The sequence below is a fragment of the Streptomyces sp. NPDC060064 genome (assembly GCF_042736455.1).
Taxonomy (GTDB): Bacteria; Actinomycetota; Actinomycetes; order Streptomycetales; family Streptomycetaceae; genus Streptomyces.
Genome location: NZ_JBHWWF010000038.1, coordinates 37,715 through 63,238, shown reverse-complemented (window position 1 = coordinate 63,238; position 25,524 = coordinate 37,715). Strand labels below are relative to the sequence as shown.

Below are 25,524 nucleotides of genomic sequence, written 5' to 3'. Positions count from 1 at the left end.
GCTGTCGCCTGCGGGCCGTGGCTAGCCGGCGGTTCCTGCCTCGGGCGACCAGGTCCAGGGGTGCGCGTCCGCCCCCAGACCCACGACGGTGGCACCCGAGCGGCCTATGTGCAGGGCCGGTGCGTCCAGCGACGGCAGTGTGCCGTTCTTGCGGATCAACAGTTTTCCTGCGACCCGCAGTTGGAGCTGCCCCTTGAGGTCCTTGCCGAGGAGTACCGGGCCGCGCGGGGCGGGCGCCGCGCTCACCGGACCGTGGCCGTCGAAACGGACGCCGGGTATGCGGACGCCGTCGGGGCGTACGGATGTCAGCGCGGGTTCGGCCGTCCCGGGTCCTTCGGACTTCGCGACACGCTCCACGCGGTACAGCAGTTCCACGGTGCCGTTCTTGCCCGCCACCGCGGCGGGGCCGTCCACGGGGACCGGCAGCGGCCCGGCCGGCCGGTGGGCGAGCGGCTGTCCCGGTGCGTCCTGTGTCCAGTGGTGCACGCTGTCGTGCCCGGCACCGAAGACATGCACCCGCCCGGTGCTGTCCACCACCGTGGACAGTCCGTCCTGAATCTCGCCACCCTCCAGGTCCTGCCAGCGATCCCAGTGGCCCTCGGAGTCACGGACCCGCGTGCTGACGCCCTGGTCCGCGTTGCGTACGAAGAGATGGACTCGGCCGTCGGGGGCCGTGACCGCCACCGGAACGCCGATCCGCCGGCCCCGGTCGTCGCCGCGCTCCGGATTGCCCAGCCCTTGCCAAGGCAGGAAGGGACCGCCCGCGGAGCGCTGCTCCAGCAGCACGACCTCCCGCTTGTTGGCTCCACCGTGGCCGCCGAGCGCCGCGAAACGCAGCCCGAAGAGCAGCTGCCGGCCGTCCTGCAGCGCCGCCGCGCCGAGCGTGGGCGCGAGCGGGCCGCCGCCGAGGTCGTCCGGGTCGCCCCACCGGCCGCTGCCGCGCTCGCTCTCGCGCCAGCGCACCGCGCGCAGCCCCAGCACCCCGTAGGCGGCGAGCCTGCCGTCCGGCTCGGTGGCCACCGCCGGGCGCGCGCCCGGGTAGCGGTAGTGGGTGGAGCGCACCCAGCCCTTCTTGTTGGTCAGCGGACGCTTGCCGCCGACGTTGTAGTCGCCGCAGCCCGCGGCATTGCCGCACGTCCAGTCGGGGGCGCCGCCGTACGGGACCAGATGGGCGGCCTTCTGCCTGAGCACGCCCTCCGGCAGGTTCTTGGGCCAGTGGCGGTTGTAGTAGCCGCGGAAGGACGTGGCGACGAAGGCGGGCACCTGGCCGCCCTCCTGGATCGCCTCGGCCACCCAGCGCACCAGGGCTGCCCAGCTGAAGGAGGCTACGGCGGTGTGGTCCGCATGGTCCGAGTAGCCGTGCTGCTCGCTGTCGCTCTTCCGGGTCGCCTCGTCGCTGTGCTGGATGTCCGGATCGGGGTCCAGGGTCTGCACGACCGTGGGCCGGTAGCGGTCCAGCAGCCCCACGAGTACGTCGATGAGCTGGTCGTAGTCGTACGAGCCCGCCTTGTGTACGGGGGAGTCGTCGGCGACGACGGTCCGCAGATTCTGCTCCCGGTCCTTCCACAGGGCGGGCAGGCCCATGCGGCCGCCGCGCGTCGTGTGCATCGCGAGGTTGAGGAAGATCAGCTCGACCCGGCGGGCGCCGTTGGCAAGAGTGTTGATCTCGGCCCGCTGGTCACCGCGCAGCGTGGCGACGCCCTTCTGCCAGTCGGTGAACCTGGGCAGCCCGAGCAGTGTCGCGTACGCCTGGCGCAGCCCCTGGTGGCGTGCGGAGGAGTAGGCCGTCTTGTCGGCGCCCGGCCGCGGCCGGCCGGGCGCCTTGTTGACGCCGTCGGCCTCGCCGGCGGTGACATAGACGCAGACCAGCGGAACCCCGGCGTCCAGCATCCGCTGGGTGTCGGGGTTCATGAAGTACAGATCGTCGTCCGGGTGGGCCAGGATCTGCATCAGCTGCGCCCGCCGGGAGCTGGAGATCGGCATGCCCGGCGCGGGGTCGGCCGTCGGGACGGCGCGCCGCGGTGCGGGCACGGAACACGAGCTGAGGGCCGCCGCCGCGGCGACGGCGGCTGTGGCGGTGACCACATTTCGTCTGCTCAGGCCGGTGGAACGCGCGGCAGCCTTCCCCAGGGCATGCGCGATCTGCATCTGTTGTGCTCCGTCCGCTCCGCTCGCAGCGGGCAGACAGGCGCCCCCGTGCTGCGTACCGTTGATCTCCGATAATGGCGGAGGGGCTGGTCAGAACCGGTCCGCGCTCAACTAGACGGCGATTCGACGTGCGAGGTTGCCTGAGCGTGGGCAGCATGTGCGTGTGGAGCGGGCCGGTGGGGTACGCTCTCCGGCTGCGATTGGCCAGGGCTCTGCCCCATATGGCACACTAGCCAGGTTGCTCGGTTGAGTGCCGATGTTGCGCGCCTCCCGTCGGGAGGACCGGAAGCGAGTCCCACAGTACTCGTCGCCCTATCTGCCGTAAGGCAGCACTGGGGCGGACGTACGGGAATCTTTCGGGAAGCGTCAGCGGGGTGCAAACCAGGCACCCGGTGGGTGTTTTCCCCCGGCTCGCGGTCTTTGGCCCGCACCCCTTGGTTGGGAAATCCTTCGGGAAATCTTCGTAGAGGGAATGCGACACGCCCGACCGCGTGGGTCGGAGAGAACGGCGCTTGTGAAGAGCGCAGCCATCCGGGTTCCAGAGCGTTTCGAGAGACAGGACTACTAGTAGCCATGGCGGGACAGAAGATCCGCATCCGGCTCAAGGCCTACGACCACGAGGTCATCGACAGCTCGGCGAAGAAGATCGTCGAGACGGTGACCCGCACTGGTGCGTCGGTCGCGGGCCCGGTGCCGCTGCCCACTGAGAAGAACGTGTACTGCGTCATCAAGTCGCCGCACAAGTACAAGGACTCGCGCGAGCACTTCGAGATGCGCACGCACAAGCGCCTGATCGACATCCTCGACCCGACGCCCAAGACCGTTGACTCGTTGATGCGCCTGGACCTTCCGGCCGGCGTTGACATCGAGATCAAGCTCTGAGAGGCGCGGAGAAGATGGCAAAGCAGATCAAGGGCGTCCTGGGCGAGAAGCTCGGCATGACCCAGGTCTGGGACGAGAACAACCGTGTCGTCCCGGTGACCGTCGTCAAGGCCGGGCCCTGCGTCGTTACCCAGGTCCGTAAGAACGACATCGACGGCTACGAGTCGGTCCAGATCGCCTTCGGCGAGATCGACCCGCGCAAGGTGAACAAGCCCCTCAAGGGTCACTTCGCCAAGGCCGACGTGACCCCGCGCCGCCACCTGGTGGAGCTCCGTACCTCCGACGCCAGCGAGTACACGCTCGGCCAGGAGATCACTGCCGATGTGTTCGAGTCCGGCGTCAAGGTCGACGTCACGGGCAAGAGCAAGGGCAAGGGCTTCGCCGGTGTCATGAAGCGTCACAACTTCAAGGGCCTCGGCGCCGGTCACGGTACCCAGCGCAAGCACCGCTCGCCCGGTTCCATCGGTGGCTGCGCCACCCCTGGGCGTGTCTTCAAGGGCATGCGCATGGCGGGCCGCATGGGTAACGAGCGGGTCACCACCCAGAACCTGACCATCCACGCGGTTGACGCGGAGAAGGGCCTGCTGCTCATCAAGGGCGCGGTTCCTGGTCCGAACGGCGGCCTCGTCCTCGTCCGCACTGCGGCCAAGGGGGTCTGAGGACTATGAGCACCATTGACATTCTGTCGCCCTCCGGCGACAAGTCCGGGACCGTCGAGCTCCCGGCCGAGATCTTCGACGCCAAGGTCAGCATCCCGCTGATCCACCAGGTCGTCGTGGCGCAGCTGGCCGCCGCCCGTCAGGGCACGCACAAGGTCAAGCGTCGTGGCGAGGTCCGTGGTGGCGGTAGGAAGCCTTACCGCCAGAAGGGCACCGGCCGCGCGCGTCAGGGTTCGACCCGTGCGCCGCAGTTCGCCGGCGGTGGCGTTGTCCACGGCCCCACGCCGCGTGACTACTCGCAGCGGACCCCGAAGAAGATGAAGGCCGCCGCCCTGCGCGGTGCCCTCACCGACCGGGCCCGTAACTCCCGTATCCACGTCGTCTCCGGCGTGGTCGAGGGCGAGATCTCCACGAAGGCCGCCAAGTCCCTGCTGGGCAAGGTCAGCGAGCGCAAGAACGTGCTCCTGGTTGTCGAGCGCTCGGACGAGGCCGCGTGGCTCTCCGCCCGCAACCTGCCCCAGGTGCACCTCCTGGAGCCGGGCCAGCTGAACACGTACGACGTGCTCGTCTCGGACGACGTGGTCTTCACCAAGGCCGCTTTCGAGTCCTTCGTGTCTGGCCCCAAGGCCGATGAGACCGAAGGGAGCGACGCCTGATGTCCGAGGCGACCGTCACCAGCAAGACCTTCACGGACCCGCGCGACGTTCTCGTCAAGCCGGTTGTCTCCGAGAAGAGCTACGCCCTGCTCGACGAGAACAAGTACACGTTCATCGTCGCGCCCGGCTCCAACAAGACCCAGATCAAGCAGGCCGTCGAGGCGGTCTTCTCGGTCAAGGTCACCGGGGTCAACACGATCAACCGCCAGGGCAAGCGCAAGCGCACCCGCACCGGTTTCGGCAAGCGCGCCAACACCAAGCGCGCCATCGTGACCCTCGCTGAGGGCGACCGAATCGACATCTTCGGCGGCCCGACCTCCTGACGGAGGTCGAGTCGTCCGGAATCGGACGAGGACTGAGAAATGGGTATCCGCAAGTACAAGCCGACGACCCCGGGCCGTCGTGGCTCCAGCGTCGCCGACTTTGTCGAGATCACGCGGTCCACGCCGGAGAAGTCGCTGGTCCGCCCCCTGCACAGCAAGGGCGGCCGTAACAACACCGGTCGTGTGACCGTCCGTCACCAGGGCGGTGGCCACAAGCGCGCCTACCGCGTGATCGACTTCCGTCGTCACGACAAGGACGGCGTGCCGGCCAAGGTCGCTCACATCGAGTACGACCCGAACCGCACCGCGCGCATCGCGCTTCTGCACTACGCAGACGGCGAGAAGCGCTACATCATCGCGCCCAAGGGCCTGACGCAGGGCGACCGTGTCGAGAACGGCCCGGCCGCCGACATCAAGCCCGGCAACAACCTGGCGCTGCGCAACATCCCGGTCGGTACGACCATCCACGCCATCGAGCTGCGGCCCGGCGGCGGCGCGAAGTTCGCCCGTTCCGCGGGTGCCTCCGTGCAGCTGCTGGCGAAGGAGGGCACGATGGCCCACCTTCGTATGCCTTCCGGTGAGATCCGGCTGGTCGACGCCCGCTGCCGCGCCACCATTGGCGAGGTCGGCAATGCCGAGCAGTCGAACATCAACTGGGGCAAGGCCGGCCGTCTGCGCTGGAAGGGCGTTCGCCCGACCGTCCGCGGTGTCGCGATGAACCCGGTTGACCACCCGCACGGTGGTGGTGAGGGCAAGACCTCCGGTGGTCGCCACCCGGTCAGCCCGTGGGGTCAGAAGGAGGGTCGTACTCGCTCGCCGAAGAAGGCATCGAGCAAGTACATCGTCCGCCGCCGCAAGACGAACAAGAAGCGCTAGGAGCGGGTTTAGATGCCGCGCAGTCTCAAGAAGGGGCCCTTCGTCGACGGACACCTCATCAAGAAGGTGGATGTCCAGAACGAAGCAGGCACCAAGAACGTCATCAAGACCTGGTCCCGTCGCTCGATGATCGTCCCGGCCATGCTCGGCCACACGATCGCGGTGCACAACGGCAAGATCCACGTCCCGGTGTTCGTCACCGAGTCGATGGTCGGCCACAAGCTCGGCGAGTTCTCGCCGACTCGCACCTTCCGCGGCCACGTCAAGGACGACCGGAAGTCGAAGCGCCGCTAACGCGGGGTGACTGACTATGACTTACACCGAAGGGACAACCATGGAAGCCAGGGCCCAGGCGCGGTACATCCGCGTCACGCCCATGAAGGCCCGCCGAGTGGTGGACCTCATCCGTGGCATGGATGCCACGGAGGCTCAGGCGGTCCTGCGTTTCGCCCCGCAGGCCGCGAGCGTGCCGGTTGGCAAGGTGCTTGACAGCGCCATCGCCAACGCTGCACACAACTACGACCACACCGACGCCTCTTCGCTGGTCATCAGCGAGGCGTACGTGGACGAGGGCCCGACCCTGAAGCGGTTCCGTCCGCGTGCTCAGGGCCGTGCCTACCGGATCCGTAAGCGGACCAGCCACATCACCGTGGTCGTCAGCAGCAAGGAAGGAACCCGGTAATGGGCCAGAAGGTTAACCCGCATGGGTTCCGGCTCGGCATCACCACGGACTTCAAGTCCCGCTGGTACGCCGACAAGCTGTACAAGGACTACGTCAAGGAAGACGTCGCCATTCGTCGCATGATGACGAAGGGCATGGAGCGAGCCGGTATCTCGAAGGTTGAGATCGAGCGCACCCGCGACCGCGTCCGCGTTGACATCCACACCGCCCGCCCGGGCATCGTCATCGGTCGCCGTGGCGCCGAGGCCGACCGCATCCGTGGCGAGCTGGAGAAGCTGACCGGCAAGCAGGTTCAGCTGAACATCCTCGAGGTCAAGAACCCCGAGGTGGACGCTCAGCTGGTGGCCCAGGCCGTCGCCGAGCAGCTGTCCTCCCGCGTCTCCTTCCGTCGCGCCATGCGTAAGAGCATGCAGGGCACGATGAAGGCCGGCGCCAAGGGCATCAAGATCCAGTGCGGCGGCCGTCTCGGCGGCGCCGAGATGTCCCGCTCGGAGTTCTACCGCGAGGGCCGTGTGCCCCTGCACACGCTCCGTGCGAACGTCGACTACGGCTTCTTCGAGGCCAAGACGACCTTCGGCCGTATCGGTGTGAAGGTCTGGATCTACAAGGGCGACGTCAAGAACATCGCCGAGGTCCGCGCCGAGAACGCTGCGGCCCGTGCGGGTAACCGCCCGGCCCGCGGTGGCGCCGGCGACCGTCCGGCCGGTGGCCGTGGCGGTCGTGGTGGCGAGCGGGGCGGTCGCGGCCGCAAGCCGCAGCAGTCCGCGCCGGCAGCCGAGGCCCCCAAGGCCGAGGCTCCCGCCGCCGCCGCTGCTCCGGCTGCTGAGAGCACCGGAACGGAGGCCTGACCGAAATGCTGATCCCCCGTAGGGTCAAGCACCGCAAGCAGCACCACCCGAAGCGCAGCGGTATGTCCAAGGGTGGTACGCAGGTTGCGTTCGGCGAGTACGGCATTCAGGCCCTCACTCCGGCGTACGTGACCAACCGCCAGATCGAGGCGGCTCGTATCGCGATGACCCGCCACATCAAGCGTGGCGGCAAGGTCTGGATCAACATCTACCCGGACCGTCCGCTGACGAAGAAGCCTGCCGAGACCCGCATGGGTTCCGGTAAGGGCTCCCCCGAGTGGTGGATCGCGAACGTCAAGCCCGGTCGGGTGATGTTCGAGCTGTCCTACCCGAACGAGAAGATTGCGCGTGAGGCGCTTACCCGCGCTGCTCACAAGCTTCCGATGAAGTGCCGGATCGTTCGGCGCGAGGCAGGTGAGTCGTGATGGCGGCCGTTACTAAGGCGTCCGAGCTGCGCGAACTGGGCGACGAGGAGCTTGTTGCCAAGCTTCGCGAGGCCAAGGAAGAGCTGTTCAACCTCCGCTTTCAGGCGGCGACCGGTCAGCTCGAGAACCACGGCCGGCTGAAGGCCGTCCGCAAGGACATCGCGCGGATCTACACCCTGATGCGTGAGCGCGAGCTGGGCATCGAGACGGTGGAGAGCGCCTGATGAGCGAGAGCAACGTGACCGAGAACAAGACCGACCGCGGATTCCGCAAGACCCGTGAGGGTCTGGTCGTCAGCGACAAGATGGACAAGACCGTCGTCGTCGCTGTCGAGGACCGCGTCAAGCACGCGCTGTACGGCAAGGTCATCCGCCGTACCAACAAGCTCAAGGCGCACGACGAGCAGAACGCTGCCGGCGTCGGCGACCGCGTCCTCATCATGGAGACGCGTCCGCTGTCGGCGACCAAGCGCTGGCGCATCGTCGAGATCCTCGAGAAGGCCAAGTAATTACTTGAAGGGGTAACCCTTCAAGTCAGTTCCGCCAGGCTCGGCGGGGGCTGCGCTGTGACATTCAGAAGCAGCCGGCCCCCGCCGGGAACCGGCAGACGATCAGGAGATAGACGTGATCCAGCAGGAGTCGCGACTGCGTGTCGCCGACAACACTGGTGCCAAGGAAATCCTTTGCATCCGTGTTCTCGGTGGCTCCGGTCGCCGCTACGCGGGCATCGGTGACGTCATCGTCGCCACCGTCAAGGACGCGATCCCCGGTGGCAACGTGAAGAAGGGTGACGTCATCAAGGCCGTCATCGTTCGCACCGTCAAGGAGCGTCGTCGTCAGGACGGCTCGTACATCCGCTTCGACGAGAACGCCGCCGTCATTCTGAAGAACGACGGCGACCCTCGCGGCACCCGTATCTTCGGCCCGGTGGGCCGTGAGCTGCGCGAGAAGAAGTTCATGAAGATCATCTCGCTCGCGCCGGAGGTGCTGTAAGCATGAAGATCAAGAAGGGCGACCTGGTTCAGGTCATCACCGGTAAGGACAAGGGCAAGCAGGGCAAGGTCATCGTGGCCTACCCCACTGAGAACCGTGTCCTCGTCGAGGGTGTCAACCGGGTCAAGAAGCACACCAAGGCCGGTCAGACCGCTCGCGGTTCGCAGACCGGTGGCATTGTGACGACCGAGGCCCCGATTCACGTGAGCAACGTTCAGCTCGTCGTGGAGAAGGACGGCAACAAGGTCGTCACGCGCGTCGGTTACCGCTTCGACGACGAGGGCAACAAGATCCGCGTTGCCAAGCGGACGGGTGAGGACATCTGATGGCTACCACCACCACTCCGCGTCTCAAGACGAAGTACCGCGAGGAGATCGCGGGCAAGCTGCGTGAGGAGTTCTCGTACGAGAACGTCATGCAGATCCCCGGCCTCGTCAAGATCGTGGTCAACATGGGTGTGGGCGACGCCGCCCGCGACTCCAAGCTGATCGATGGCGCCATCCGCGACCTCACCACGATCACTGGCCAGAAGCCGGCCGTCACCAAGGCCCGGAAGTCCATCGCGCAGTTCAAGCTGCGCGAGGGCCAGCCGATCGGCTGCCACGTCACCCTCCGTGGTGACCGCATGTGGGAGTTCCTGGACCGTACGCTGTCGCTCGCGCTGCCGCGTATCCGTGACTTCCGTGGTCTGTCGCCGAAGCAGTTCGACGGCCGTGGCAACTACACCTTCGGTCTCACGGAGCAGGTCATGTTCCACGAGATCGACCAGGACAAGATCGACCGGGTCCGGGGCATGGACATCACCGTGGTCACCACGGCGACCAACGACGACGAGGGCCGGGCCCTGCTTCGTCACCTCGGCTTCCCGTTCAAGGAGAACTGACCGTGGCGAAGAAGGCTCTGATCGCTAAGGCCGCCCGCAAGCCGAAGTTCGGTGTGCGCGCGTACACCCGCTGCCAGCGCTGCGGCCGGCCGCACTCCGTCTACCGCAAGTTCGGCCTGTGCCGCGTGTGCCTTCGTGAGATGGCTCACCGTGGCGAGCTGCCGGGCGTGACCAAGAGCTCCTGGTAATTCCCTACTTGGGAATTACCGGAGGCTCTCGGTAAGTATCTGGTCGGCGGGAGCCCTCCCTCACATGCCGTAGGCTTGTGGGGTTGGGCGCCTGCCGCCCTGACCGACTTACTACGCCGTAGGTCCCCGCACCGCACCCGTCCCGCCTATGAGTGGGGAGAGGGATGGCGCATACAGGAAACCCCGGCGAGAGAGGCCGAAGGCCAATTCATGACCATGACTGATCCCATCGCAGACATGCTCACGCGTCTGCGTAACGCGAACTCGGCGTACCACGACTCCGTCGTGATGCCGCACAGCAAGATCAAGTCGCACATCGCGGAGATCCTCCAGCAGGAGGGCTTCATCACCGGCTGGAAGGTCGAGGACGCCGAGGTCGGCAAGAACCTCGTCCTGGAGCTGAAGTTCGGCCCGAACCGCGAGCGTTCGATCGCCGGCATCAAGCGCATCTCCAAGCCGGGTCTGCGCGTGTACGCGAAGTCCACCAACCTGCCGAAGGTCCTTGGCGGCCTGGGCGTGGCGATCATCTCCACGTCCCACGGTCTTCTGACCGGTCAGCAGGCAGGCAAGAAGGGCGTAGGTGGGGAAGTCCTCGCCTACGTCTGGTAGTAGGGAACGGAGGAAAAGCTAATGTCGCGAATCGGCAAGCTCCCCATCCAGGTTCCCGCCGGTGTGGACGTCACCATCGATGGCCGTACGGTCGCCGTGAAGGGCCCCAAGGGTTCCCTCTCCCACACCGTTGCCGCGCCGATCGAGATCGTTAAGGGCGAGGAGGGCGTTCTCAACGTCACCCGTCCGAACGACGAGCGTCAGAACAAGGCCCTCCACGGCCTGTCCCGCACGCTGGTGGCGAACATGATCACCGGCGTGACCCAGGGATACGTCAAGGCGCTCGAGATCAGCGGTGTCGGTTACCGCGTCGCCGCGAAGGGCTCCAACCTGGAGTTCCAGCTCGGTTACAGCCACTCGATCCTGGTGGAGGCGCCCGAGGGCATCTCCTTCAAGGTCGAGTCGCCGACCAAGTTCTCGGTCGAGGGCATCGACAAGCAGAAGGTCGGCGAGGTCGCCGCGAACATCCGCAAGCTGCGCAAGCCCGACCCGTACAAGGCCAAGGGCGTCAAGTACGCGGGCGAGGTCATCCGCCGCAAGGTCGGAAAGGCGGGTAAGTAAGCCATGGCATACGGTGTGAAGATTGCCAAGGGCGACGCGTACAAGCGCGCTGCCATCAAGCGCCGCCACATCCGCGTCCGCAAGCACGTCTCCGGTACGCCGGAGCGTCCGCGCCTGGTCGTGACGCGCTCCAACCGCAACATCGTTGCGCAGGTCATCGACGACATCGCGGGCCACACGCTCGCGTCGGCGTCGACCCTGGACACCTCGATCCGTGGTGGCGAGGGCGACAAGAGCGCCCAGGCCCAGCAGGTCGGCGCGCTCGTCGCCGAGCGTGCTAAGGCTGCCGGCGTCGAGGCTGTCGTGTTCGACCGTGGTGGCAACAGGTACGCCGGGCGCATTGCCGCTCTGGCTGACGCCGCCCGCGAAGCCGGGCTGAAGTTCTAGGCCCCGGTTCCGGGACTAACGGACGTAACAGAGAGAGGTAAATCCAATGGCTGGACCCCAGCGCCGCGGAAGCGGTGCCGGTGGCGGCGAGCGGCGGGACCGGAAGGGTCGCGACGGTGGCCCTGCCGCCGAGAAGACCGCATACGTTGAGCGCGTTGTCGCGATCAACCGCGTCGCCAAGGTTGTCAAGGGTGGTCGCCGCTTCAGCTTCACCGCGCTGGTCGTGGTGGGCGACGGTGACGGCACCGTAGGTGTCGGATACGGCAAGGCCAAGGAAGTTCCCGCGGCCATCGCCAAGGGCGTGGAAGAGGCCAAGAAGAACTTCTTCAAGGTCCCGCGTATCCAGGGCACCATCCCTCACCCGATCACGGGCGAGAAGGCTGCCGGCGTCGTGCTGCTCAAGCCGGCTTCCCCCGGTACCGGTGTTATCGCCGGTGGCCCGGTGCGTGCCGTGCTCGAGTGCGCCGGCGTCCACGACATCCTGTCGAAGTCGCTCGGCTCGTCCAACGCGATCAACATCGTGCACGCGACCGTGGCGGCCCTCAAGGGCCTGCAGCGTCCCGAGGAGATCGCGGCTCGCCGTGGTCTGCCCCTCGAGGACGTCGCCCCCGCGGCTCTGCTTCGTGCACGTGCGGGAGCGGGTGCGTAATGGCTCGCCTCAAGATCACGCAGACGAAGTCGTACATCGGCAGCAAGCAGAACCACCGCGACACCCTGCGTTCGCTCGGGCTCAAGCGCCTGAACGACGTGGTTGTCAAGGATGACCGTCCCGAGTTCCGCGGCATGGTGCACACCGTCCGCCACCTCGTGACGGTTGAGGAGGTCGACTGACATGGCGGAGCAGAACCCGCTGAAGGTCCACAACCTCCGTCCTGCCCCGGGCGCCAAGACCGCCAAGACCCGTGTGGGTCGTGGTGAGGCGTCCAAGGGTAAGACCGCAGGTCGTGGTACCAAGGGCACCAAGGCCCGTTACCAGGTTCCGGAGCGCTTCGAGGGTGGGCAGATGCCCCTCCACATGCGTCTCCCGAAGCTCAAGGGCTTCAAGAACCCGTTCCGCACCGAGTACCAGGTTGTGAACCTGGACAAGCTCGGCGCTCTCTACCCCGAGGGTGGAGAGGTCACGGTGGCCGATCTGGTCGCCAAGGGCGCGGTGCGCAAGAACAGCCTCGTCAAGGTCCTGGGCCAGGGCGAGATCTCCGTGGCGCTGCAGGTGACGGTTGACGCCGTCTCCGGCTCCGCCAAGGAGAAGATTGCCGCTGCCGGCGGCACCGTCACCGAGCTCGTCTGAGACGAGTTCAGTGGCTGAAAGCTGAAATCCGACCGGGGATGCCTCCCAAAAGGGGCATCCCCGGTTGGTCGTTCCTAGGGGGCACTGTCGCCGGTAAGGTGGCGTGCACTGTTGCTGTAAACAAAGGGGGTTCTGCCCCCGAGCCGCTCGGTCTGTCCGATTAAGATCGTGCGGGTTTGCTGATACGTATCCGTCGATCCTCAATACCGTCACCTCTGACGCAGTAGCGCGGGGGTCGCAGGAGGCACCGTGCTCACCGCGTTCGCCCGGGCGTTCAAGACGCCCGACCTGCGCAAGAAGCTGCTCTTCACACTCGCCATCATCGTGCTGTACCGGCTCGGGTCACATATCCCGGTCCCGGGCGTGAATTACCAGAACGTACAGATCTGTGTGGAAGCGGCCCAGAAGGGCAACAACAGCCTGTTCGGCCTGGTGAACATGTTCAGTGGCGGGGCGCTGCTGCAGATCACCATCTTTGCGCTCGGCATCATGCCGTACATCACGGCGAGCATCATTCTGCAACTGCTGACCGTGGTCATTCCGCGGCTGGAGGCCCTCAAGAAGGAGGGTTCGGCCGGCACGGCGAAGATCACGCAGTACACGCGTTACCTCACGGTGGCGCTCGCCATCCTGCAGGGCACCGGCCTGGTGGCCACCGCCCGCAGTGGTGCACTCTTCAGCGGCTGCCAGGTGGCCGACCAGATCGTTCCCAACCGCTCGATCTTCACCACCATCGTCATGGTGGTGACCATGACCGCGGGCACCGCGGCCGTCATGTGGCTCGGTGAGCTCATCACCGACCGCGGGATCGGCAACGGAATGTCGATCCTGATGTTCATCTCGATCGCTGCCGGCTTCCCCGGCGCCCTGTGGGCCATCAAGCAGACCGGCAAGCTCGCCAAGGGCTGGATCGAGTTCGGCACGGTCATCCTGATCGGCTTCGTGATGGTCGCCCTGGTCGTCTTCGTCGAGCAGGCTCAGCGCCGTATCCCCGTGCAGTACGCGAAGCGCATGATCGGGCGGCGGTCGTACGGCGGTACGTCCACATACATCCCGCTCAAGGTCAACCAGGCGGGTGTGATTCCCGTCATCTTCGCGTCGTCGCTGCTCTACATCCCGGCGCTGGTCGCCCAGTTCTCCAACTCCCAAGCGGGCTGGAAGACCTGGATCCAAACGCACTTCGTCAAGGGTGACCACCCGTACTACATCGTCACGTACTTCCTCCTGATCGTGTTCTTCGCCTTCTTCTATGTGGCGATTTCGTTCAACCCCGAGGAAGTCGCGGACAACATGAAGAAGTATGGTGGCTTCATCCCGGGCATCCGGGCTGGTCGTCCTACTGCCGAGTATCTGAGCTACGTGCTCAACCGGATCACTTGGCCGGGCTCGCTGTACCTGGGTCTGATTGCTCTTGTCCCGACGATGGCGTTGGCAGGCTTCGGAGGCGCGAACCAGAACTTCCCGTTCGGCGGGACGAGCATCCTCATCATCGTGGGTGTGGGTCTGGAGACCGTGAAGCAGATCGAGAGCCAGCTCCAGCAGCGTAATTACGAAGGGTTCCTCCGCTGATGCGAATCGTCCTCGTCGGACCGCCCGGTGCCGGCAAGGGAACGCAGGCTGCGTTCCTTGCCAAGAACCTGTCGATCCCGCACATCTCCACGGGCGACCTCTTCCGCGCCAACATCAGTCAGGGCACGGAGCTCGGGAAGCAGGCCAAGGCGTACATGGACGCCGGCAAGCTGGTACCCGACGAGGTCACCATCGGGATGGCCAAGGACCGTCTGCAGCAGCCGGACGCCGAGAACGGCTTCCTGCTCGACGGCTTCCCGCGCAATGTCGGGCAGGCCGAGGCGCTCGACGAGTTCCTCAAGAGCGCGGGCCTGAAGCTGGACGCCGTTCTCGACCTGGAGGTCCCCGAGGACGAGGTCGTGAAGCGGATCGCAGGCCGTCGTGTCTGCCGCAACAACAGCGCGCACGTCTACCACGTGTCGTACTCCCCGCCGAAGGTCGAGGGTGTCTGCGACGAGTGCGGCGGTGAGCTGTACCAGCGCGACGACGACTCCGAGGAGACCGTGCGCACGCGGCTCGAGGTCTACCACACGCAGACCGAGCCGATCATCGACTACTACAGGGCCCAGGGCCTGGTGGTCACCATCTCCGCGCTCGGCAAGGTCACCGATGTGACCGCCCGGGCGATGGAAGCACTGCAGGTGGACCGGGCCGCGCAGGCCTGAGCAGTCCCCACAAATACGGCCGCGGTGTCCTCAGGGCGCCGCGGCCGTACTGTTGAATAGCCCTTTTACCGAGTCGACCCAGAAAGGCGCCTGCCGCAATGGTGCAGATCAAGACCCCCGAGCAGATCGCGAAGATGCGTGAGGCGGGGCTGGTCGTCGCCGCCATCCACGCGGCCACCCGTGAGGCAGCGGTGCCGGGCGCCACCACCAAGGATCTGGACGAGGTCGCCCGCAAGGTGATCGCCGACCATGGTGCGAAGTCCAACTTTCTGGGGTACGGCGGGTTCCCCGCGACGATCTGCACCTCGGTCAACGAGGTTGTCGTCCACGGCATCCCGGACGAGAAGACCGTCCTCAAGGACGGCGACATCATCTCCATCGACGCCGGCGCGATCATCGACGGCTGGCACGGTGACGCCGCGTACACCGCCTTCGTCGGCACCGGCCATGCGCCGGAGCTGATCGAGCTCTCCCGGGTCACCGAGGAGTCGATGTGGGCCGGCATCGCCGCGATGAAGAACGGCAACCGGCTGATCGACGTCTCCCGCGCCATCGAGACGTACATCCGCCGTCAGCCGCGTCCCGCGACCGGCAAGTACGGGATCATCGAGGAGTACGGCGGCCACGGCATCGGCACCGAGATGCACATGGATCCGCATCTGCTGAACTACGTCTCGAAGAAGCGCGGCCGCGGCCCCAAGCTGGTCCCCGGCTTCTGCCTGGCGATCGAGCCGATGGTCTCGCTCGGCACCCCGCACACCGAGGTCCTGCAGGACGACTGGACCGTCATCACGACGGACGGCACCTGGTCCTCGCACTGGGAGCACTCGATCGCGCTGACCGAGGAGGGCCCGCTGGTGCTGACGGCGCCGGACTGCGGCCGGGCGAAGCTGGCGGAGCTGGGAATCACGGCCGCTCCCGACCCTCTTGCCTCGGCTTAAGGATCTCCGTGGATGGGCAAACTTGCCGGATTCGTCTTTTCGAGTGGCCTGTCGTAGACTGATGCGTCGGCTCTCGTGTATCCGTGTGTCTGCATACGGTAGCGCGAGTCGATCAAGGTAGCCGATTCGAAAGGCGAAGCGTGGCCAAGAAGCAAGGTGCCATCGAAATTGAGGGCACCGTGATCGAGTCCCTCCCGAACGCCATGTTCAAGGTGGAACTCCAGAACGGTCACAAGGTCCTCGCGCACATCTCCGGCAAGATGCGGATGCACTACATCCGTATCCTCCCGGACGACCGGGTTGTCGTGGAGCTGTCTCCGTACGACCTGACGCGTGGCCGGATCGTCTACCGATACAAGTAGATCTTGCCCGCACCCCGCTTCGGCGTGGGTGGGTGGCACTGACCCGGAGAACCTCACCCCATGAAGGTCAAGCCGAGCGTCAAGAAGATCTGCGACAAGTGCAAGGTGATCCGCCGTCACGGCCGGGTCATGGTCATCTGCGACAACCTGCGCCACAAGCAGCGCCAGGGCTGAAGCACGACCTGCACCTCGCAGTTCTTCGCGCGACGCACGTAAAACGTACATACGCAGAGCCCGCCTGGCCCTAGGGCTGGCGATACCTCCGGCGGAGGCCGGGGACCTGGTCCGTACCACCCTCCTTTCTCGGGTCGGCGGCCACGGAACGGCTCTGCGGAAGACCTCCGAAATCAACAGGAGCCATGAATGGCACGCCTTTCCGGCGTTGACCTCCCGCGCGAGAAGCGCGTTGAGATCGCCCTCACCTACGTCTTCGGTATCGGGCGTACCCGGTCCAAGGAAGCCCTTGCGGCCACCGGTGTCGACCCCAACACCCGCGTTCGTGACCTGCCCGAAGAGGACCTGGTCAAGCTCCGCGAGTACGTGGACGCCAACCTCAAGACCGAGGGTGACCTCCGTCGCGAGGTCCAGGCCGACATTCGCCGCAAGATCGAGATCGGCTGCTACCAGGGTCTGCGGCACCGCCGTGGCCTGCCGGTCCACGGTCAGCGCACCAGCACGAACGCTCGTACCCGCAAGGGCCCGCGTCGCGCGATCGCCGGCAAGAAGAAGCCGGGCAAGAAGTAGTCCTCAGCCGGACGCACTGCGGTCTTTCCGGGGGCGACCCCCGGACCCCCGCACATCAAGCGGTCTTCGCTGTAGGACCGACCACCTCCCGTAGGAGTTATAGATGCCCCCCAAGGGTCGTCAGGGCGCTGCCAAGAAGGTGCGCCGCAAGGAAAAGAAGAACGTCGCTCACGGGCACGCCCACATCAAGAGCACGTTCAACAACACCATCGTTTCGATCACCGACCCCTCGGGCAACGTGATCTCCTGGGCCTCCGCCGGCCACGTCGGCTTCAAGGGCTCGCGCAAGTCCACCCCCTTCGCCGCGCAGATGGCCGCCGAGTCGGCCGCCCGCCGCGCGCAGGAGCACGGCATGCGCAAGGTTGACGTCTTCGTCAAGGGTCCCGGCTCCGGCCGTGAGACCGCGATCCGCTCCCTCCAGGCCACGGGCCTCGAGGTCGGTTCGATCCAGGACGTCACCCCCACCCCGCACAACGGCTGCCGCCCCCCGAAGCGCCGCCGCGTCTGACCCTGTCCCTGCCCCCTTCACCGGGGGAATAGGGATGGTTTGCGGGCGGTACGGCGCTCAGGTGCCGTACCGCCCGTACCCTTGTTTCTGTTGGCATCAAATAGTGGGTGCCAAGACTGGAGGCATTTCCCATGCTTATCGCTCAGCGTCCGTCGCTGACCGAAGAGGTCGTCGACGAGTACCGCTCCCGGTTCGTCATCGAGCCGCTGGAGCCGGGCTTCGGCTACACGCTCGGTAACTCCCTTCGCCGTACGCTCCTCTCCTCGATCCCCGGCGCTGCTGTCACCAGCATCCGGATCGACGGTGTCCTGCACGAGTTCACCACCGTGCCGGGCGTCAAGGAGGACGTCACCGACCTCATCCTGAACATCAAGCAGCTGGTCGTCTCCTCGGAGCACGACGAGCCGGTCGTGATGTACCTGCGCAAGCAGGGTCCCGGCCTGGTCACCGCTGCTGACATCGCCCCGCCGGCCGGTGTCGAGGTGCACAACCCCGACCTGGTCCTCGCCACGCTGAACGGCAAGGGCAAGCTGGAGATGGAGCTGACCGTCGAGCGCGGTCGCGGCTATGTCTCCGCCGTGCAGAACAAGCAGGTGGGCCAGGAGATCGGCCGTATCCCGGTCGACTCCATCTACTCGCCGGTGCTCAAGGTCACGTACAAGGTCGAGGCGACCCGTGTCGAGCAGCGCACCGACTTCGACAAGCTGATCGTCGACGTCGAGACCAAGCAGGCCATGCGTCCGCGTGACGCCATGGCTTCGGCCGGTAAGACCCTGGTCGAGCTGTTCGGTCTGGCGCGCGAGCTCAACATCGACGCCGAGGGCATCGACATGGGTCCGTCCCCGACGGACGCCGCGCTCGCCGCCGATCTGGCGCTGCCGATCGAGGAGCTCGAGCTCACGGTTCGCTCGTACAACTGCCTCAAGCGCGAGGGCATCCACTCCGTGGGTGAGCTCGTGGCGCGTTCCGAGGCGGACCTGCTCGACATCCGCAACTTCGGTGCGAAGTCGATCGACGAGGTCAAGGCGAAGCTGGCCGGCATGGGCCTGGCGCTCAAGGACAGCCCGCCCGGATTCGACCCGACCGCTGCCGCCGACGCCTTCGGCGCCGACGACGACGCGGACGCGGGCTTCGTGGAGACCGAGCAGTACTGATCCACCTCCGGCGGGGTGCCCGGGTTTTCCCGGGTGCCCGCGCCGGGGCTGAGGACTTGTCCTCAAACGCCGGACGGGCCGCAGGGTGCCGTTCGCGCGTGATTCCGACTTCCGCTGGGCGGCCGCCTCGCGGGAACTGACACCGGTACCTGATACGGCCGGTGCAGCACACAAGGAGAAACACCATGCCGAAGCCCGCCAAGGGTGCCCGTCTGGGCGGCAGCGCTGCGCACGAGAAGCTGCTTCTTGCGAACCTCGCGAAGTCGCTCTTCGAGCACGGCCGCATCACCACGACCGAGGCCAAGGCCCGCCGCCTGCGTCCGGTCGCCGAGCGCCTGATCACCAAGGCGAAGAAGGGCGACATCCACAACCGTCGCCTGGTCCTGCAGACGATCACGGACAAGGGCATCGTGCACACGCTCTTCACCGAGATCGCTCCGCGGTACGCCGAGCGCCCGGGTGGCTACACCCGTATCACCAAGATCGGCGGCCGTCGTGGCGACAACGCCCCGATGGCTGTGATCGAGCTGGTCGAGGGTGAGATCGCGAAGAAGGCGACCGTTGCCGAGGCCGAGGCCGCTGCCAAGCGCGCGGTCAAGGAAGACGCCCTCAAGAAGGACGAGGTCGTCGAGGACGCCGCTCCGGCGGAGGAGTCCAAGGACGCCTGAGCGTTCTGAGGCTGACGGACGGGCCCGTATCCCTTCGGGGGTGCGGGCCCGTTCCGCATTGAGAGGATCAGCGCGTGAGCGATGAGGTGGAGCCCGGATACGTACGGGTGAGGCTGGACCTGTCGTACGACGGCAAGGACTTCTCCGGCTGGGCCAAGCAGCCCAGTGGCCGTGGCCTGCGGACGGTCCAGGGGGAGATCGAGGACGCGCTGCGTACGGTGACGCGGTCCTCGACGACGTACGAACTGACCGTCGCGGGCCGCACGGACGCGGGTGTGCACGCGCGGGGGCAGGTCGCGCATGTCGATCTGCCGCAGGGCGTGTGGGACGAGCACCGGGAGAAGCTGCTGAAGCGGCTGGCCGGGCGGCTCTCGCGGGATGTGCGGATCTGGAGTGTGGCCGAGGCGCCTGCCGGGTTCAACGCGCGCTTCTCGGCGATCTGGCGGCGGTACGCGTACCGGGTGACCGACAACCCCGGAGGCGTGGATCCGCTGTTGCGCGGTCATGTGCTGTGGCACGACTGGCCGTTGGACGTGGCGGCGATGAACGCCGCGGCGGCCGGGCTGGTCGGGGAGCACGACTTCGCGGCGTACTGCAAGAAGCGTGAGGGCGCCACGACCATTCGTACGCTGCAGACGCTGCGGTGGGAGCGGGACGCGGCCGGGATCATCACCGCGACCGTGCGGGCGGACGCCTTCTGCCACAACATGGTGCGTTCGCTGGTCGGCGCGCTGCTGTTCGTGGGCGACGGGCACCGGCCGGTGGAGTGGCCCGCGAAGGTGCTGGCCGCGGGCGTACGGGACTCGGCAGTCCATGTCGTACGGCCGCACGGCCTCACGCTCGAGGAAGTCGGCTACCCCGCCGACGAGTTGCTGGCCGCCCGGAACCGGGAGGCCCGCAACAAGCGGACCCTGCCCGGTTCACTGTCCGGCGGGAGCGGTGGCTGCTGCTGAGGCCTGGGCCTCACCGCGGCGGACGATCTGACGGAAGGTGAACTCCGCCAGGTCGTCACCGATCTGGAAGGCCTTGGCGTCGCCCTTGGTGACGGACTTGGCCTTGGTGTAGCCGGTGGTGGTGAAGTAGGCGTACCGGCCGTAGGAGTTGTACGTGGACCGGCAGACCGGGCCGCCCTTGCAGAAGGCGGGGACGTCGGAGCCGGGCAGCGGCGCGATGCTGCCCTGGGCCTGCTGTACGGCCTTCTTGGCCTTCGCCTCGTTCTCGAAGGTGGCCACGCCGACGGTGACCGCGATGCCGTTGGCGCTGTACGTGGCGCGGAAGACCTGCTCGCAGTTGTTGTTCTCGAGGATCCCGCCGAGCGCGCCGGTGGTGACGGAGCCGCAGTTGCCGGTGCGGGCCGTGGCGCCCTTGGTGTAGGCGCGGTCGCCCATCGTCAGCTTCTTGCCCGGGAAGAGGGTGTCGGCGCTGAGCGGCGCGGTGTCCTTCTTCTTGTCGGAGATGAAGTCCTTCGGGTTCGGCGGGGGCAGCGGGGCCACCGAGGAGAAGGACGGCTCGGGCTGGGTGGTGTCGTTGGGCAGGTCGGCAGGCGCGGGCAGTTCGCTCGCGTTCTTGTCCGCGGCCCCGGTGTTGTCGTCACTGTTGGACGAGACGATCGCGGTCGCCACGATGCCGGCGATCGCGGCGGTCGCGAGCGCGCCACCGCCGATCAGAAGCCACCGCCTGCGGCGGGTGCGTGCGGCGGAGGCGGTGGCGAGCGCGGCCCAGTCCGGCGTGTCCGCCGCCGCGCTTGCCCGCAGGCCGAACGGATCCGGTGGCGCCGGAAGGGGGTTGTACGGGTCCTGGCGCTGCCCGCCGTACGGGTCCTGATTCTGTTCCCCGTACGGGTCCTGGCCCTGTCTCCCGGACGGGAACTGGTTCTGTCCACCGGGGCTCCACTGAGGTCCCCCCTGCCCAAAGCTCATGCCGCGCATCCTAAACCTGTTGGGCGAGGGCGGTGGCGGCGGCGAGAATCGGAGCATGGGACATCTTGAGGCCGCGCATCTGGAGTACTACCTACCGGACGGACGGGTGCTCCTCGGCGACGCCTCGTTCCGGGTGGGGGAGGGCGCGGTGGTGGCCCTCGTGGGTGCCAATGGCGCCGGCAAGACGACACTGCTGCGGATGATGGCGGGGGAGCTGCAGCCGCACGGCGGGACGGTGTCGGTCAGCGGCGGGCTGGGAGTGATGCCGCAGTTCGTCGGATCGGTACGGGACGAGCGGACCGTGCGGGATCTGCTGGTGTCGGTGGCCCAGCCGCGGATCAGGGAAGCGGCTTCCGAGGTGGATGCCGCGGAGCATCTGATCATGACGGTCGACGACGAGGCCGCGCAGATGAAGTACGCGCAGGCGCTGAGCGACTGGGCGGAGGCGCGGGGGTACGAGGCCGAGACCGTCTGGGACATGTGCACGATGGCGGCGCTGGGCGTCCCGTACGAGAAGGCGCAGTTCCGCGAGCTGAAGACGCTGAGCGGGGGCGAGCAGAAGCGGCTGGTGCTCGAGGCGCTGCTGCGGGGTCCTGACGAGGTGCTGCTGCTCGACGAGCCGGACAACTATCTGGACGTCCCCGGGAAGCGGTGGCTGGAGGAGCGGCTGAAGGAGACCCGTAAGACGGTCCTCTTCGTCTCGCACGACCGGGAGCTGCTGTCCCGGGCGGCGGAGCGGATCGTGAGTGTGGAGCCGAGTCCGGCGGGGTCGGACGTGTGGGTGCACGGCGGCGGCTTCGGTACGTACCACGAGGCCCGCAAGGAGCGGTTCGCGCGCTTCGAGGAGCTGAAGCGGCGCTGGGACGAGGAGCATGCGCGGCTGAAGGCACTGGTGCTGCGGCTGCGGAACCAGGCGGCGATCAGCCCCGACATGGCGTCGCGCTACCGGGCGATGCAGACCCGCTTCAAGAAGTTCGAGGACGCGGGACCGCCGCCGGAGCCGCCGCGCGAGCAGGAGATCCGGATGCGGCTGCGGGGCGGGCGGACCGGTGTGCGGGCGCTGACCTGTGCCGGGCTCGAGCTTTCCGGGCTGATGAAGCCGTTCGACCTGGAGGTCTTCTACGGGGAGCGGGTGGCGGTGCTCGGCTCGAACGGCTCGGGCAAGTCGCACTTCCTGCGGCTGCTGGCGGGGGACGCCTCGGTGGCGCACACGGGGGCGTGGAAGCTGGGCGCGCGGGTGGTGCCCGGGCACTTCGCGCAGACGCATGCGCATCCGGAGCTGCTGGGGCGGACGCTGGTCGACATTCTGTGGACCGAGCATGCGAAGGACCGGGGCGGGGCGATGTCGGTCCTGCGGCGGTACGAGCTGGAGCGGCAGGGGGACCAGCCCTTCGAAAAGCTGTCGGGCGGACAGCAGGCGCGCTTCCAGATCCTGCTGCTGGAGCTGGCCGGCACGACGGCGCTGCTGCTGGACGAGCCGACGGACAACCTGGACCTGGAATCGGCGGAGGCGCTTCAGGAGGGGCTGGAGGCGTACGAGGGGACGGTGCTGGCCGTCACGCACGACAGGTGGTTCGCGAAGTCGTTCGACCGGTATCTGGTGTTCGGGTCGGACGGGGTGGTGCGTGAGACGGCGGAGCCGGTATGGGACGAGCGGAGGGTGGAGCGGGTGCGGTGACGTGGTGAGGTCCGGGGGAGCGGTGGGGCCGGGGAGCGGTCGGGCTGGGGCGCGGTCCGGGCGCGTCGCGCCGACCGGGCGTACAGCGGGCCATGCGCACCTACCCGGGCGTAGCATGGGGGCTGCGGTCCCGGTCGCAGGGCCATTTTGACCCGGGCGGGGGACCGCGGGTATTCTTCTGGTTCGTTATGCGTATTGGCTTGTTCATTCTCACGTGAGAGGCCCTTACGCCGGTCCGCCGGGCCGATGACCAGCGGCAGGCACACGGGTTGCGTCCCCGAGGTGCCGCCATGGCTGTCGTGATCGTCCGGGTGGCCCTGTCAGGACCCACTCACTGAAGAAGCGAAGGCTACGACCGTGCGTACGTACAGCCCCAAGCCCGGCGATGTCACGCGCCAGTGGCACATCATCGACGCGCAGGACATTGTCCTGGGCCGTCTGGCGACTACGGCAGCGAACCTCCTCCGGGGCAAGCACAAGCCGACTTACGCCCCCCACATGGACATGGGCGACTTCGTCATCATCATCAACGCCGAGAAGGTTCACCTCTCCGGCAACAAGAAGACCCAGAAGATGGCGTACCGCCACTCCGGGTACCCGGGTGGTCTGCGCTCCGTCCGCTACGACGAGCTGCTTGCCAAGAGCCCGGAGAAGGCTGTGGAGAAGGCCATCAAGGGCATGATCCCCAAGAACACCCTGGGTCGTCAGATGCTCTCGAAGCTGAAGATCTACGCGGGCGACCAGCACCCGCACGCTGCTCAGCAGCCGGTCCCGTTCGAGATCACCCAGGTCGCGCAGTAGTTCCGGCCACCCCCTAAGACGTACAGAAAGATCTGAGGAGAATCGTGGCCGAGACCACTGCAGAGACCCCCGTCGAGGGCACCGAGGCTGAAGAGACCTTCGCCGAGGTGACCACCTTCGAGTCGGAGGTTCCCGTCGAGGGCGAGTACACCAGCGAGTCGCTGGCGTCCCGCTTCGGCGACCCCCAGCCGGCTGCCGGCCTGGGCCGTCGCAAGAACGCCATTGCCCGCGTCCGGATCGTTCCGGGCACCGGCAAGTGGAAGATCAACGGTCGCACCCTTGAGGAGTACTTCCCCAACAAGGTGCACCAGCAGGAAGTCAACGAGCCCTTCAAGGTGCTCGAGCTCGACAACCGCTACGACGTCATCGCCCGTATCTCGGGTGGCGGCGTCTCCGGTCAGGCCGGCGCCCTGCGCCTCGGTGTGGCCCGCGCCCTGAACGAGGCGGACGTGGACAACAACCGCGCCCCGCTGAAGAAGGCCGGCTTCCTGAGCCGCGACGACCGTGCGGTCGAGCGCAAGAAGGCCGGTCTCAAGAAGGCCCGCAAGGCCCCGCAGTACAGCAAGCGCTAAATCGCACGCTGGCCTGTACGGCTTTTCGTTCGCCCCGGCGGCACTCAGTGCTGCCGGGGCGGCGTTCGTTCATGGACCACCTCGGGCGTATAACGGGCTATGGCGCTCAGAGGCTTGCATTTTCGGAGCATTTCGGAGGACAGCTGTGGGACGACTCTTCGGCACGGACGGTGTGCGCGGTGTCGCCAACGCGGATCTGACGGCTGAGCTCGCGCTCGGCCTGTCGGTCGCTGCGGCGCATGTGCTTGCCGAGGCGGGCACATTCGCAGGCCATCGGCCGACAGCGGTGGTCGGGCGTGACCCCCGTGCTTCGGGCGAGTTCCTGGAGGCCGCCGTCGTGGCGGGTCTTGCGAGCGCGGGCGTGGACGTCCTGCGCGTCGGTGTGCTGCCGACCCCTGCCGTGGCGTACCTCACCGGTGTGCTGGGTGCCGACCTCGGTGTGATGCTCTCCGCGAGCCACAACGCCATGCCGGACAACGGCATCAAGTTCTTCGCCCGCGGCGGGCACAAGCTGGCCGACGAACTCGAGGACCGTATCGAGACGGTGTACGAGCAGCACCGGACCGGCGCGCCGTGGGAGCGGCCGACCGGCGCCGGTGTCGGCCGGGTGACCGACTACGACGAGGGCTTCGACAAGTACATCGCGCATCTGATCGCCGTACTGCCGAACCGGCTCGACGGGCTGAAGGTCGTCCTCGACGAGGCGCACGGCGCGGCCTCCCGTGTCTCGCCCGAGGCGTTCGCGCGGGCCGGGGCCGAGGTCATCACGATCGGCGCCGAGCCGGACGGGCTCAACATCAACGACGGGTGCGGTTCCACGCACCTGGGGCTGCTGAAGGCGGCCGTCGTCGAGCACGGCGCGGCCTTCGGCATCGCGCACGACGGTGACGCGGACCGCTGCCTCGCCGTGGACGGCGCCGGCCAGGAGATCGACGGCGACCAGATCCTCGCTGTGCTGGCGCTCGCCATGCGCGAGGCCGGAACGCTGCGCGGGGACACCGTCGTCGCCACCGTCATGTCCAACCTCGGCTTCAAGCTGGCGATGGAGCGCGAGGGTGTGCAGCTGGTGCAGACCGCGGTCGGCGACCGGTACGTCCTGGAGTCGATGAAGGCCGAGGGGTACGCGCTGGGCGGCGAGCAGTCCGGTCACGTGATCGTGCTCGACCACGCGACGACCGGCGACGGCACGCTCACGGGCCTGATGCTGGCGGCCCGCGTCGTCGCGACGGGCCGTTCGCTGGCCGAACTGGCCTCGGTCGTGCAGCGGCTGCCGCAGGTGCTCATCAATGTGCCCGACGTCGACAAGTCGCGGGTGAAGACCTCCGCGGAGCTGGCGACCGCCGTCGCCGAGGCGGAGCACGAGCTGGGTGCCACCGGTCGCGTACTGCTGCGCCCGTCGGGCACGGAACCGCTGGTACGGGTGATGGTCGAGGCCGCCGACATCGAGCAGGCCCGGTCGGTGGCCGGCCGTCTCGCCGACGTCGTCAAGTCCGCGCTGGGCTGACCTCAGAAGTCGCCGACCTCAGAAGTCGCCGA

37 protein-coding genes are annotated in these 25,524 nt (G+C 67.2%); 35 read left to right on the top strand and 2 right to left on the bottom strand.

Going from position 1 to position 25,524, the window contains the following annotated elements:
* Nucleotides 1-21: 21 nt before the first annotated feature.
* Nucleotides 22-2,148, bottom strand: a complete 2,127-nt coding sequence (locus ACFWDI_RS33645) for a PIG-L family deacetylase (protein WP_385309890.1) — start codon at nucleotides 2,146-2,148, stop codon at nucleotides 22-24.
* 573 nt (nucleotides 2,149-2,721) lie between these two features.
* On the opposite strand from ACFWDI_RS33645, the gene rpsJ reads away from it, so the two are divergent.
* From rpsJ to truA, 31 genes are all read left to right on the top strand, one after another.
* The gene (gene rpsJ, locus ACFWDI_RS33640; RefSeq protein ID WP_003948644.1) at nucleotides 2,722-3,030 is read left to right on the top strand and encodes a 30S ribosomal protein S10; all 309 of its coding nucleotides are present in this window, start codon (nucleotides 2,722-2,724) and stop codon (nucleotides 3,028-3,030) included.
* Between the two features lie 14 nt (nucleotides 3,031-3,044).
* Nucleotides 3,045-3,689 carry a 50S ribosomal protein L3 gene (gene rplC, locus ACFWDI_RS33635; RefSeq protein ID WP_385309889.1) on the top strand — a complete coding sequence of 215 codons (645 nt, stop codon included), beginning with the start codon at nucleotides 3,045-3,047 and terminating at the stop codon, nucleotides 3,687-3,689.
* A gap of 5 nt (nucleotides 3,690-3,694) precedes the next feature.
* A complete protein-coding gene (gene rplD / locus ACFWDI_RS33630; RefSeq protein ID WP_362678324.1) occupies nucleotides 3,695-4,345 on the top strand; it encodes a 50S ribosomal protein L4 in 651 nt (216 codons plus the stop codon).
* A complete protein-coding gene (gene rplW / locus ACFWDI_RS33625) occupies nucleotides 4,345-4,668 on the top strand; it encodes a 50S ribosomal protein L23 (protein WP_326651946.1) in 324 nt (107 codons plus the stop codon). The genes rplD and rplW overlap by 1 nt, the downstream gene beginning before the upstream one ends.
* 39 nt (nucleotides 4,669-4,707) lie before the next feature.
* A complete protein-coding gene (rplB, locus tag ACFWDI_RS33620) occupies nucleotides 4,708-5,544 on the top strand; it encodes a 50S ribosomal protein L2 (RefSeq protein ID WP_108151510.1) in 837 nt (278 codons plus the stop codon).
* A gap of 12 nt (nucleotides 5,545-5,556) precedes the next feature.
* Complete coding sequence (gene rpsS, locus ACFWDI_RS33615; RefSeq protein WP_003966956.1) at nucleotides 5,557-5,838, top strand: 30S ribosomal protein S19; 282 nt, start codon at nucleotides 5,557-5,559, stop codon at nucleotides 5,836-5,838.
* A gap of 40 nt (nucleotides 5,839-5,878) precedes the next feature.
* Nucleotides 5,879-6,226, top strand: a complete 348-nt coding sequence (gene rplV / locus ACFWDI_RS33610; RefSeq protein WP_004571827.1) for a 50S ribosomal protein L22 — start codon at nucleotides 5,879-5,881, stop codon at nucleotides 6,224-6,226.
* Nucleotides 6,226-7,074 (top strand): 30S ribosomal protein S3, encoded by an 849-nt coding sequence (rpsC, locus tag ACFWDI_RS33605; protein ID WP_327325485.1) that lies wholly within the window; start codon nucleotides 6,226-6,228, stop codon nucleotides 7,072-7,074. The genes rplV and rpsC overlap by 1 nt, the downstream gene beginning before the upstream one ends.
* 5 nt (nucleotides 7,075-7,079) lie before the next feature.
* Nucleotides 7,080-7,499, top strand: a complete 420-nt coding sequence (gene rplP, locus ACFWDI_RS33600; protein WP_014047785.1) for a 50S ribosomal protein L16 — start codon at nucleotides 7,080-7,082, stop codon at nucleotides 7,497-7,499.
* A complete protein-coding gene (gene rpmC / locus ACFWDI_RS33595; RefSeq protein WP_040024284.1) occupies nucleotides 7,499-7,723 on the top strand; it encodes a 50S ribosomal protein L29 in 225 nt (74 codons plus the stop codon). The genes rplP and rpmC overlap by 1 nt, the downstream gene beginning before the upstream one ends.
* A complete protein-coding gene (gene rpsQ, locus ACFWDI_RS33590) occupies nucleotides 7,723-8,007 on the top strand; it encodes a 30S ribosomal protein S17 (protein ID WP_326651947.1) in 285 nt (94 codons plus the stop codon). Before rpmC ends, rpsQ begins: the two co-directional genes overlap by 1 nt.
* A 115-nt stretch (nucleotides 8,008-8,122) precedes the next feature.
* Complete coding sequence (gene rplN, locus ACFWDI_RS33585) at nucleotides 8,123-8,491, top strand: 50S ribosomal protein L14 (RefSeq protein WP_023539336.1); 369 nt, start codon at nucleotides 8,123-8,125, stop codon at nucleotides 8,489-8,491.
* Between the two features lie 2 nt (nucleotides 8,492-8,493).
* Nucleotides 8,494-8,817 (top strand): 50S ribosomal protein L24, encoded by a 324-nt coding sequence (gene rplX / locus ACFWDI_RS33580; protein WP_327325487.1) that lies wholly within the window; start codon nucleotides 8,494-8,496, stop codon nucleotides 8,815-8,817.
* Entirely contained in the window at nucleotides 8,817-9,374 is a 558-nt protein-coding gene (gene rplE / locus ACFWDI_RS33575; protein WP_385309884.1) for a 50S ribosomal protein L5, read from the top strand. The genes rplX and rplE overlap by 1 nt, the downstream gene beginning before the upstream one ends.
* A 2-nt stretch (nucleotides 9,375-9,376) precedes the next feature.
* Nucleotides 9,377-9,562, top strand: coding sequence for a type Z 30S ribosomal protein S14 (locus ACFWDI_RS33570; RefSeq protein WP_003956452.1), 186 nt, complete (start codon nucleotides 9,377-9,379; stop codon nucleotides 9,560-9,562).
* Nucleotides 9,563-9,772: 210 nt separating this feature from the next.
* Nucleotides 9,773-10,171: a 30S ribosomal protein S8 gene (rpsH, locus tag ACFWDI_RS33565; protein ID WP_003966947.1), complete on the top strand. Its 399-nt coding sequence runs from the start codon at nucleotides 9,773-9,775 to the stop codon at nucleotides 10,169-10,171.
* A 21-nt stretch (nucleotides 10,172-10,192) separates the two neighbouring features.
* Entirely contained in the window at nucleotides 10,193-10,732 is a 540-nt protein-coding gene (gene rplF / locus ACFWDI_RS33560; protein ID WP_108151519.1) for a 50S ribosomal protein L6, read from the top strand.
* Between the two features lie 3 nt (nucleotides 10,733-10,735).
* Nucleotides 10,736-11,119, top strand: coding sequence for a 50S ribosomal protein L18 (gene rplR / locus ACFWDI_RS33555; RefSeq protein ID WP_093799540.1), 384 nt, complete (start codon nucleotides 10,736-10,738; stop codon nucleotides 11,117-11,119).
* A 46-nt stretch (nucleotides 11,120-11,165) separates the two neighbouring features.
* On the top strand, nucleotides 11,166-11,768 hold the full coding sequence (gene rpsE / locus ACFWDI_RS33550; RefSeq protein ID WP_385309881.1) for a 30S ribosomal protein S5: 603 nt from the start codon (nucleotides 11,166-11,168) through the stop codon (nucleotides 11,766-11,768).
* Nucleotides 11,768-11,950, top strand: coding sequence for a 50S ribosomal protein L30 (gene rpmD / locus ACFWDI_RS33545; protein ID WP_385309879.1), 183 nt, complete (start codon nucleotides 11,768-11,770; stop codon nucleotides 11,948-11,950). Before rpsE ends, rpmD begins: the two co-directional genes overlap by 1 nt.
* A gap of 1 nt (nucleotide 11,951) precedes the next feature.
* Nucleotides 11,952-12,407 carry a 50S ribosomal protein L15 gene (gene rplO / locus ACFWDI_RS33540; protein ID WP_114037182.1) on the top strand — a complete coding sequence of 152 codons (456 nt, stop codon included), beginning with the start codon at nucleotides 11,952-11,954 and terminating at the stop codon, nucleotides 12,405-12,407.
* Between the two features lie 249 nt (nucleotides 12,408-12,656).
* The gene (gene secY, locus ACFWDI_RS33535; RefSeq protein ID WP_385309877.1) at nucleotides 12,657-13,976 is read left to right on the top strand and encodes a preprotein translocase subunit SecY; all 1,320 of its coding nucleotides are present in this window, start codon (nucleotides 12,657-12,659) and stop codon (nucleotides 13,974-13,976) included.
* Nucleotides 13,976-14,641: an adenylate kinase gene (locus tag ACFWDI_RS33530; protein ID WP_385309875.1), complete on the top strand. Its 666-nt coding sequence runs from the start codon at nucleotides 13,976-13,978 to the stop codon at nucleotides 14,639-14,641. Before secY ends, ACFWDI_RS33530 begins: the two co-directional genes overlap by 1 nt.
* 98 nt (nucleotides 14,642-14,739) lie before the next feature.
* The gene (gene map / locus ACFWDI_RS33525) at nucleotides 14,740-15,582 is read left to right on the top strand and encodes a type I methionyl aminopeptidase (protein WP_327325492.1); all 843 of its coding nucleotides are present in this window, start codon (nucleotides 14,740-14,742) and stop codon (nucleotides 15,580-15,582) included.
* A 140-nt stretch (nucleotides 15,583-15,722) separates the two neighbouring features.
* Nucleotides 15,723-15,944 carry a translation initiation factor IF-1 gene (gene infA, locus ACFWDI_RS33520; RefSeq protein ID WP_003956442.1) on the top strand — a complete coding sequence of 74 codons (222 nt, stop codon included), beginning with the start codon at nucleotides 15,723-15,725 and terminating at the stop codon, nucleotides 15,942-15,944.
* A gap of 60 nt (nucleotides 15,945-16,004) precedes the next feature.
* Nucleotides 16,005-16,118 carry a 50S ribosomal protein L36 gene (gene rpmJ / locus ACFWDI_RS33515; protein WP_003956441.1) on the top strand — a complete coding sequence of 38 codons (114 nt, stop codon included), beginning with the start codon at nucleotides 16,005-16,007 and terminating at the stop codon, nucleotides 16,116-16,118.
* 189 nt (nucleotides 16,119-16,307) lie between these two features.
* Entirely contained in the window at nucleotides 16,308-16,688 is a 381-nt protein-coding gene (gene rpsM / locus ACFWDI_RS33510) for a 30S ribosomal protein S13 (RefSeq protein ID WP_307661669.1), read from the top strand.
* A 103-nt stretch (nucleotides 16,689-16,791) separates the two neighbouring features.
* Entirely contained in the window at nucleotides 16,792-17,196 is a 405-nt protein-coding gene (rpsK, locus tag ACFWDI_RS33505) for a 30S ribosomal protein S11 (protein WP_003956432.1), read from the top strand.
* 131 nt (nucleotides 17,197-17,327) lie between these two features.
* Nucleotides 17,328-18,350 carry a DNA-directed RNA polymerase subunit alpha gene (locus ACFWDI_RS33500; RefSeq protein WP_003956430.1) on the top strand — a complete coding sequence of 341 codons (1,023 nt, stop codon included), beginning with the start codon at nucleotides 17,328-17,330 and terminating at the stop codon, nucleotides 18,348-18,350.
* A gap of 185 nt (nucleotides 18,351-18,535) precedes the next feature.
* Nucleotides 18,536-19,018, top strand: a complete 483-nt coding sequence (rplQ, locus tag ACFWDI_RS33495) for a 50S ribosomal protein L17 (RefSeq protein WP_385309873.1) — start codon at nucleotides 18,536-18,538, stop codon at nucleotides 19,016-19,018.
* Between the two features lie 74 nt (nucleotides 19,019-19,092).
* Nucleotides 19,093-19,971 carry a tRNA pseudouridine(38-40) synthase TruA gene (gene truA, locus ACFWDI_RS33490; protein WP_385309871.1) on the top strand — a complete coding sequence of 293 codons (879 nt, stop codon included), beginning with the start codon at nucleotides 19,093-19,095 and terminating at the stop codon, nucleotides 19,969-19,971.
* Here the strand turns inward: truA and ACFWDI_RS33485 are convergent.
* On the bottom strand, nucleotides 19,939-20,937 hold the full coding sequence (locus ACFWDI_RS33485) for a hypothetical protein (protein ID WP_385309869.1): 999 nt from the start codon (nucleotides 20,935-20,937) through the stop codon (nucleotides 19,939-19,941). The two genes, truA and ACFWDI_RS33485, sit on opposite strands and share 33 nt — an antisense overlap.
* A gap of 55 nt (nucleotides 20,938-20,992) precedes the next feature.
* Here ACFWDI_RS33485 and ACFWDI_RS33480 point away from each other — a divergent pair, with 55 nt between their 5' ends.
* From ACFWDI_RS33480 to glmM, 4 genes are all read left to right on the top strand, one after another.
* Complete coding sequence (locus ACFWDI_RS33480; RefSeq protein WP_385309867.1) at nucleotides 20,993-22,615, top strand: ABC-F family ATP-binding cassette domain-containing protein; 1,623 nt, start codon at nucleotides 20,993-20,995, stop codon at nucleotides 22,613-22,615.
* Nucleotides 22,616-22,972: 357 nt separating this feature from the next.
* Complete coding sequence (gene rplM, locus ACFWDI_RS33475) at nucleotides 22,973-23,416, top strand: 50S ribosomal protein L13 (RefSeq protein WP_005313471.1); 444 nt, start codon at nucleotides 22,973-22,975, stop codon at nucleotides 23,414-23,416.
* A gap of 44 nt (nucleotides 23,417-23,460) precedes the next feature.
* Nucleotides 23,461-23,988, top strand: coding sequence for a 30S ribosomal protein S9 (rpsI, locus tag ACFWDI_RS33470; protein WP_362678348.1), 528 nt, complete (start codon nucleotides 23,461-23,463; stop codon nucleotides 23,986-23,988).
* 145 nt (nucleotides 23,989-24,133) lie between these two features.
* On the top strand, nucleotides 24,134-25,492 hold the full coding sequence (gene glmM, locus ACFWDI_RS33465) for a phosphoglucosamine mutase (protein ID WP_385309865.1): 1,359 nt from the start codon (nucleotides 24,134-24,136) through the stop codon (nucleotides 25,490-25,492).
* The last annotated feature ends 32 nt before the right edge of the window (nucleotides 25,493-25,524 follow it).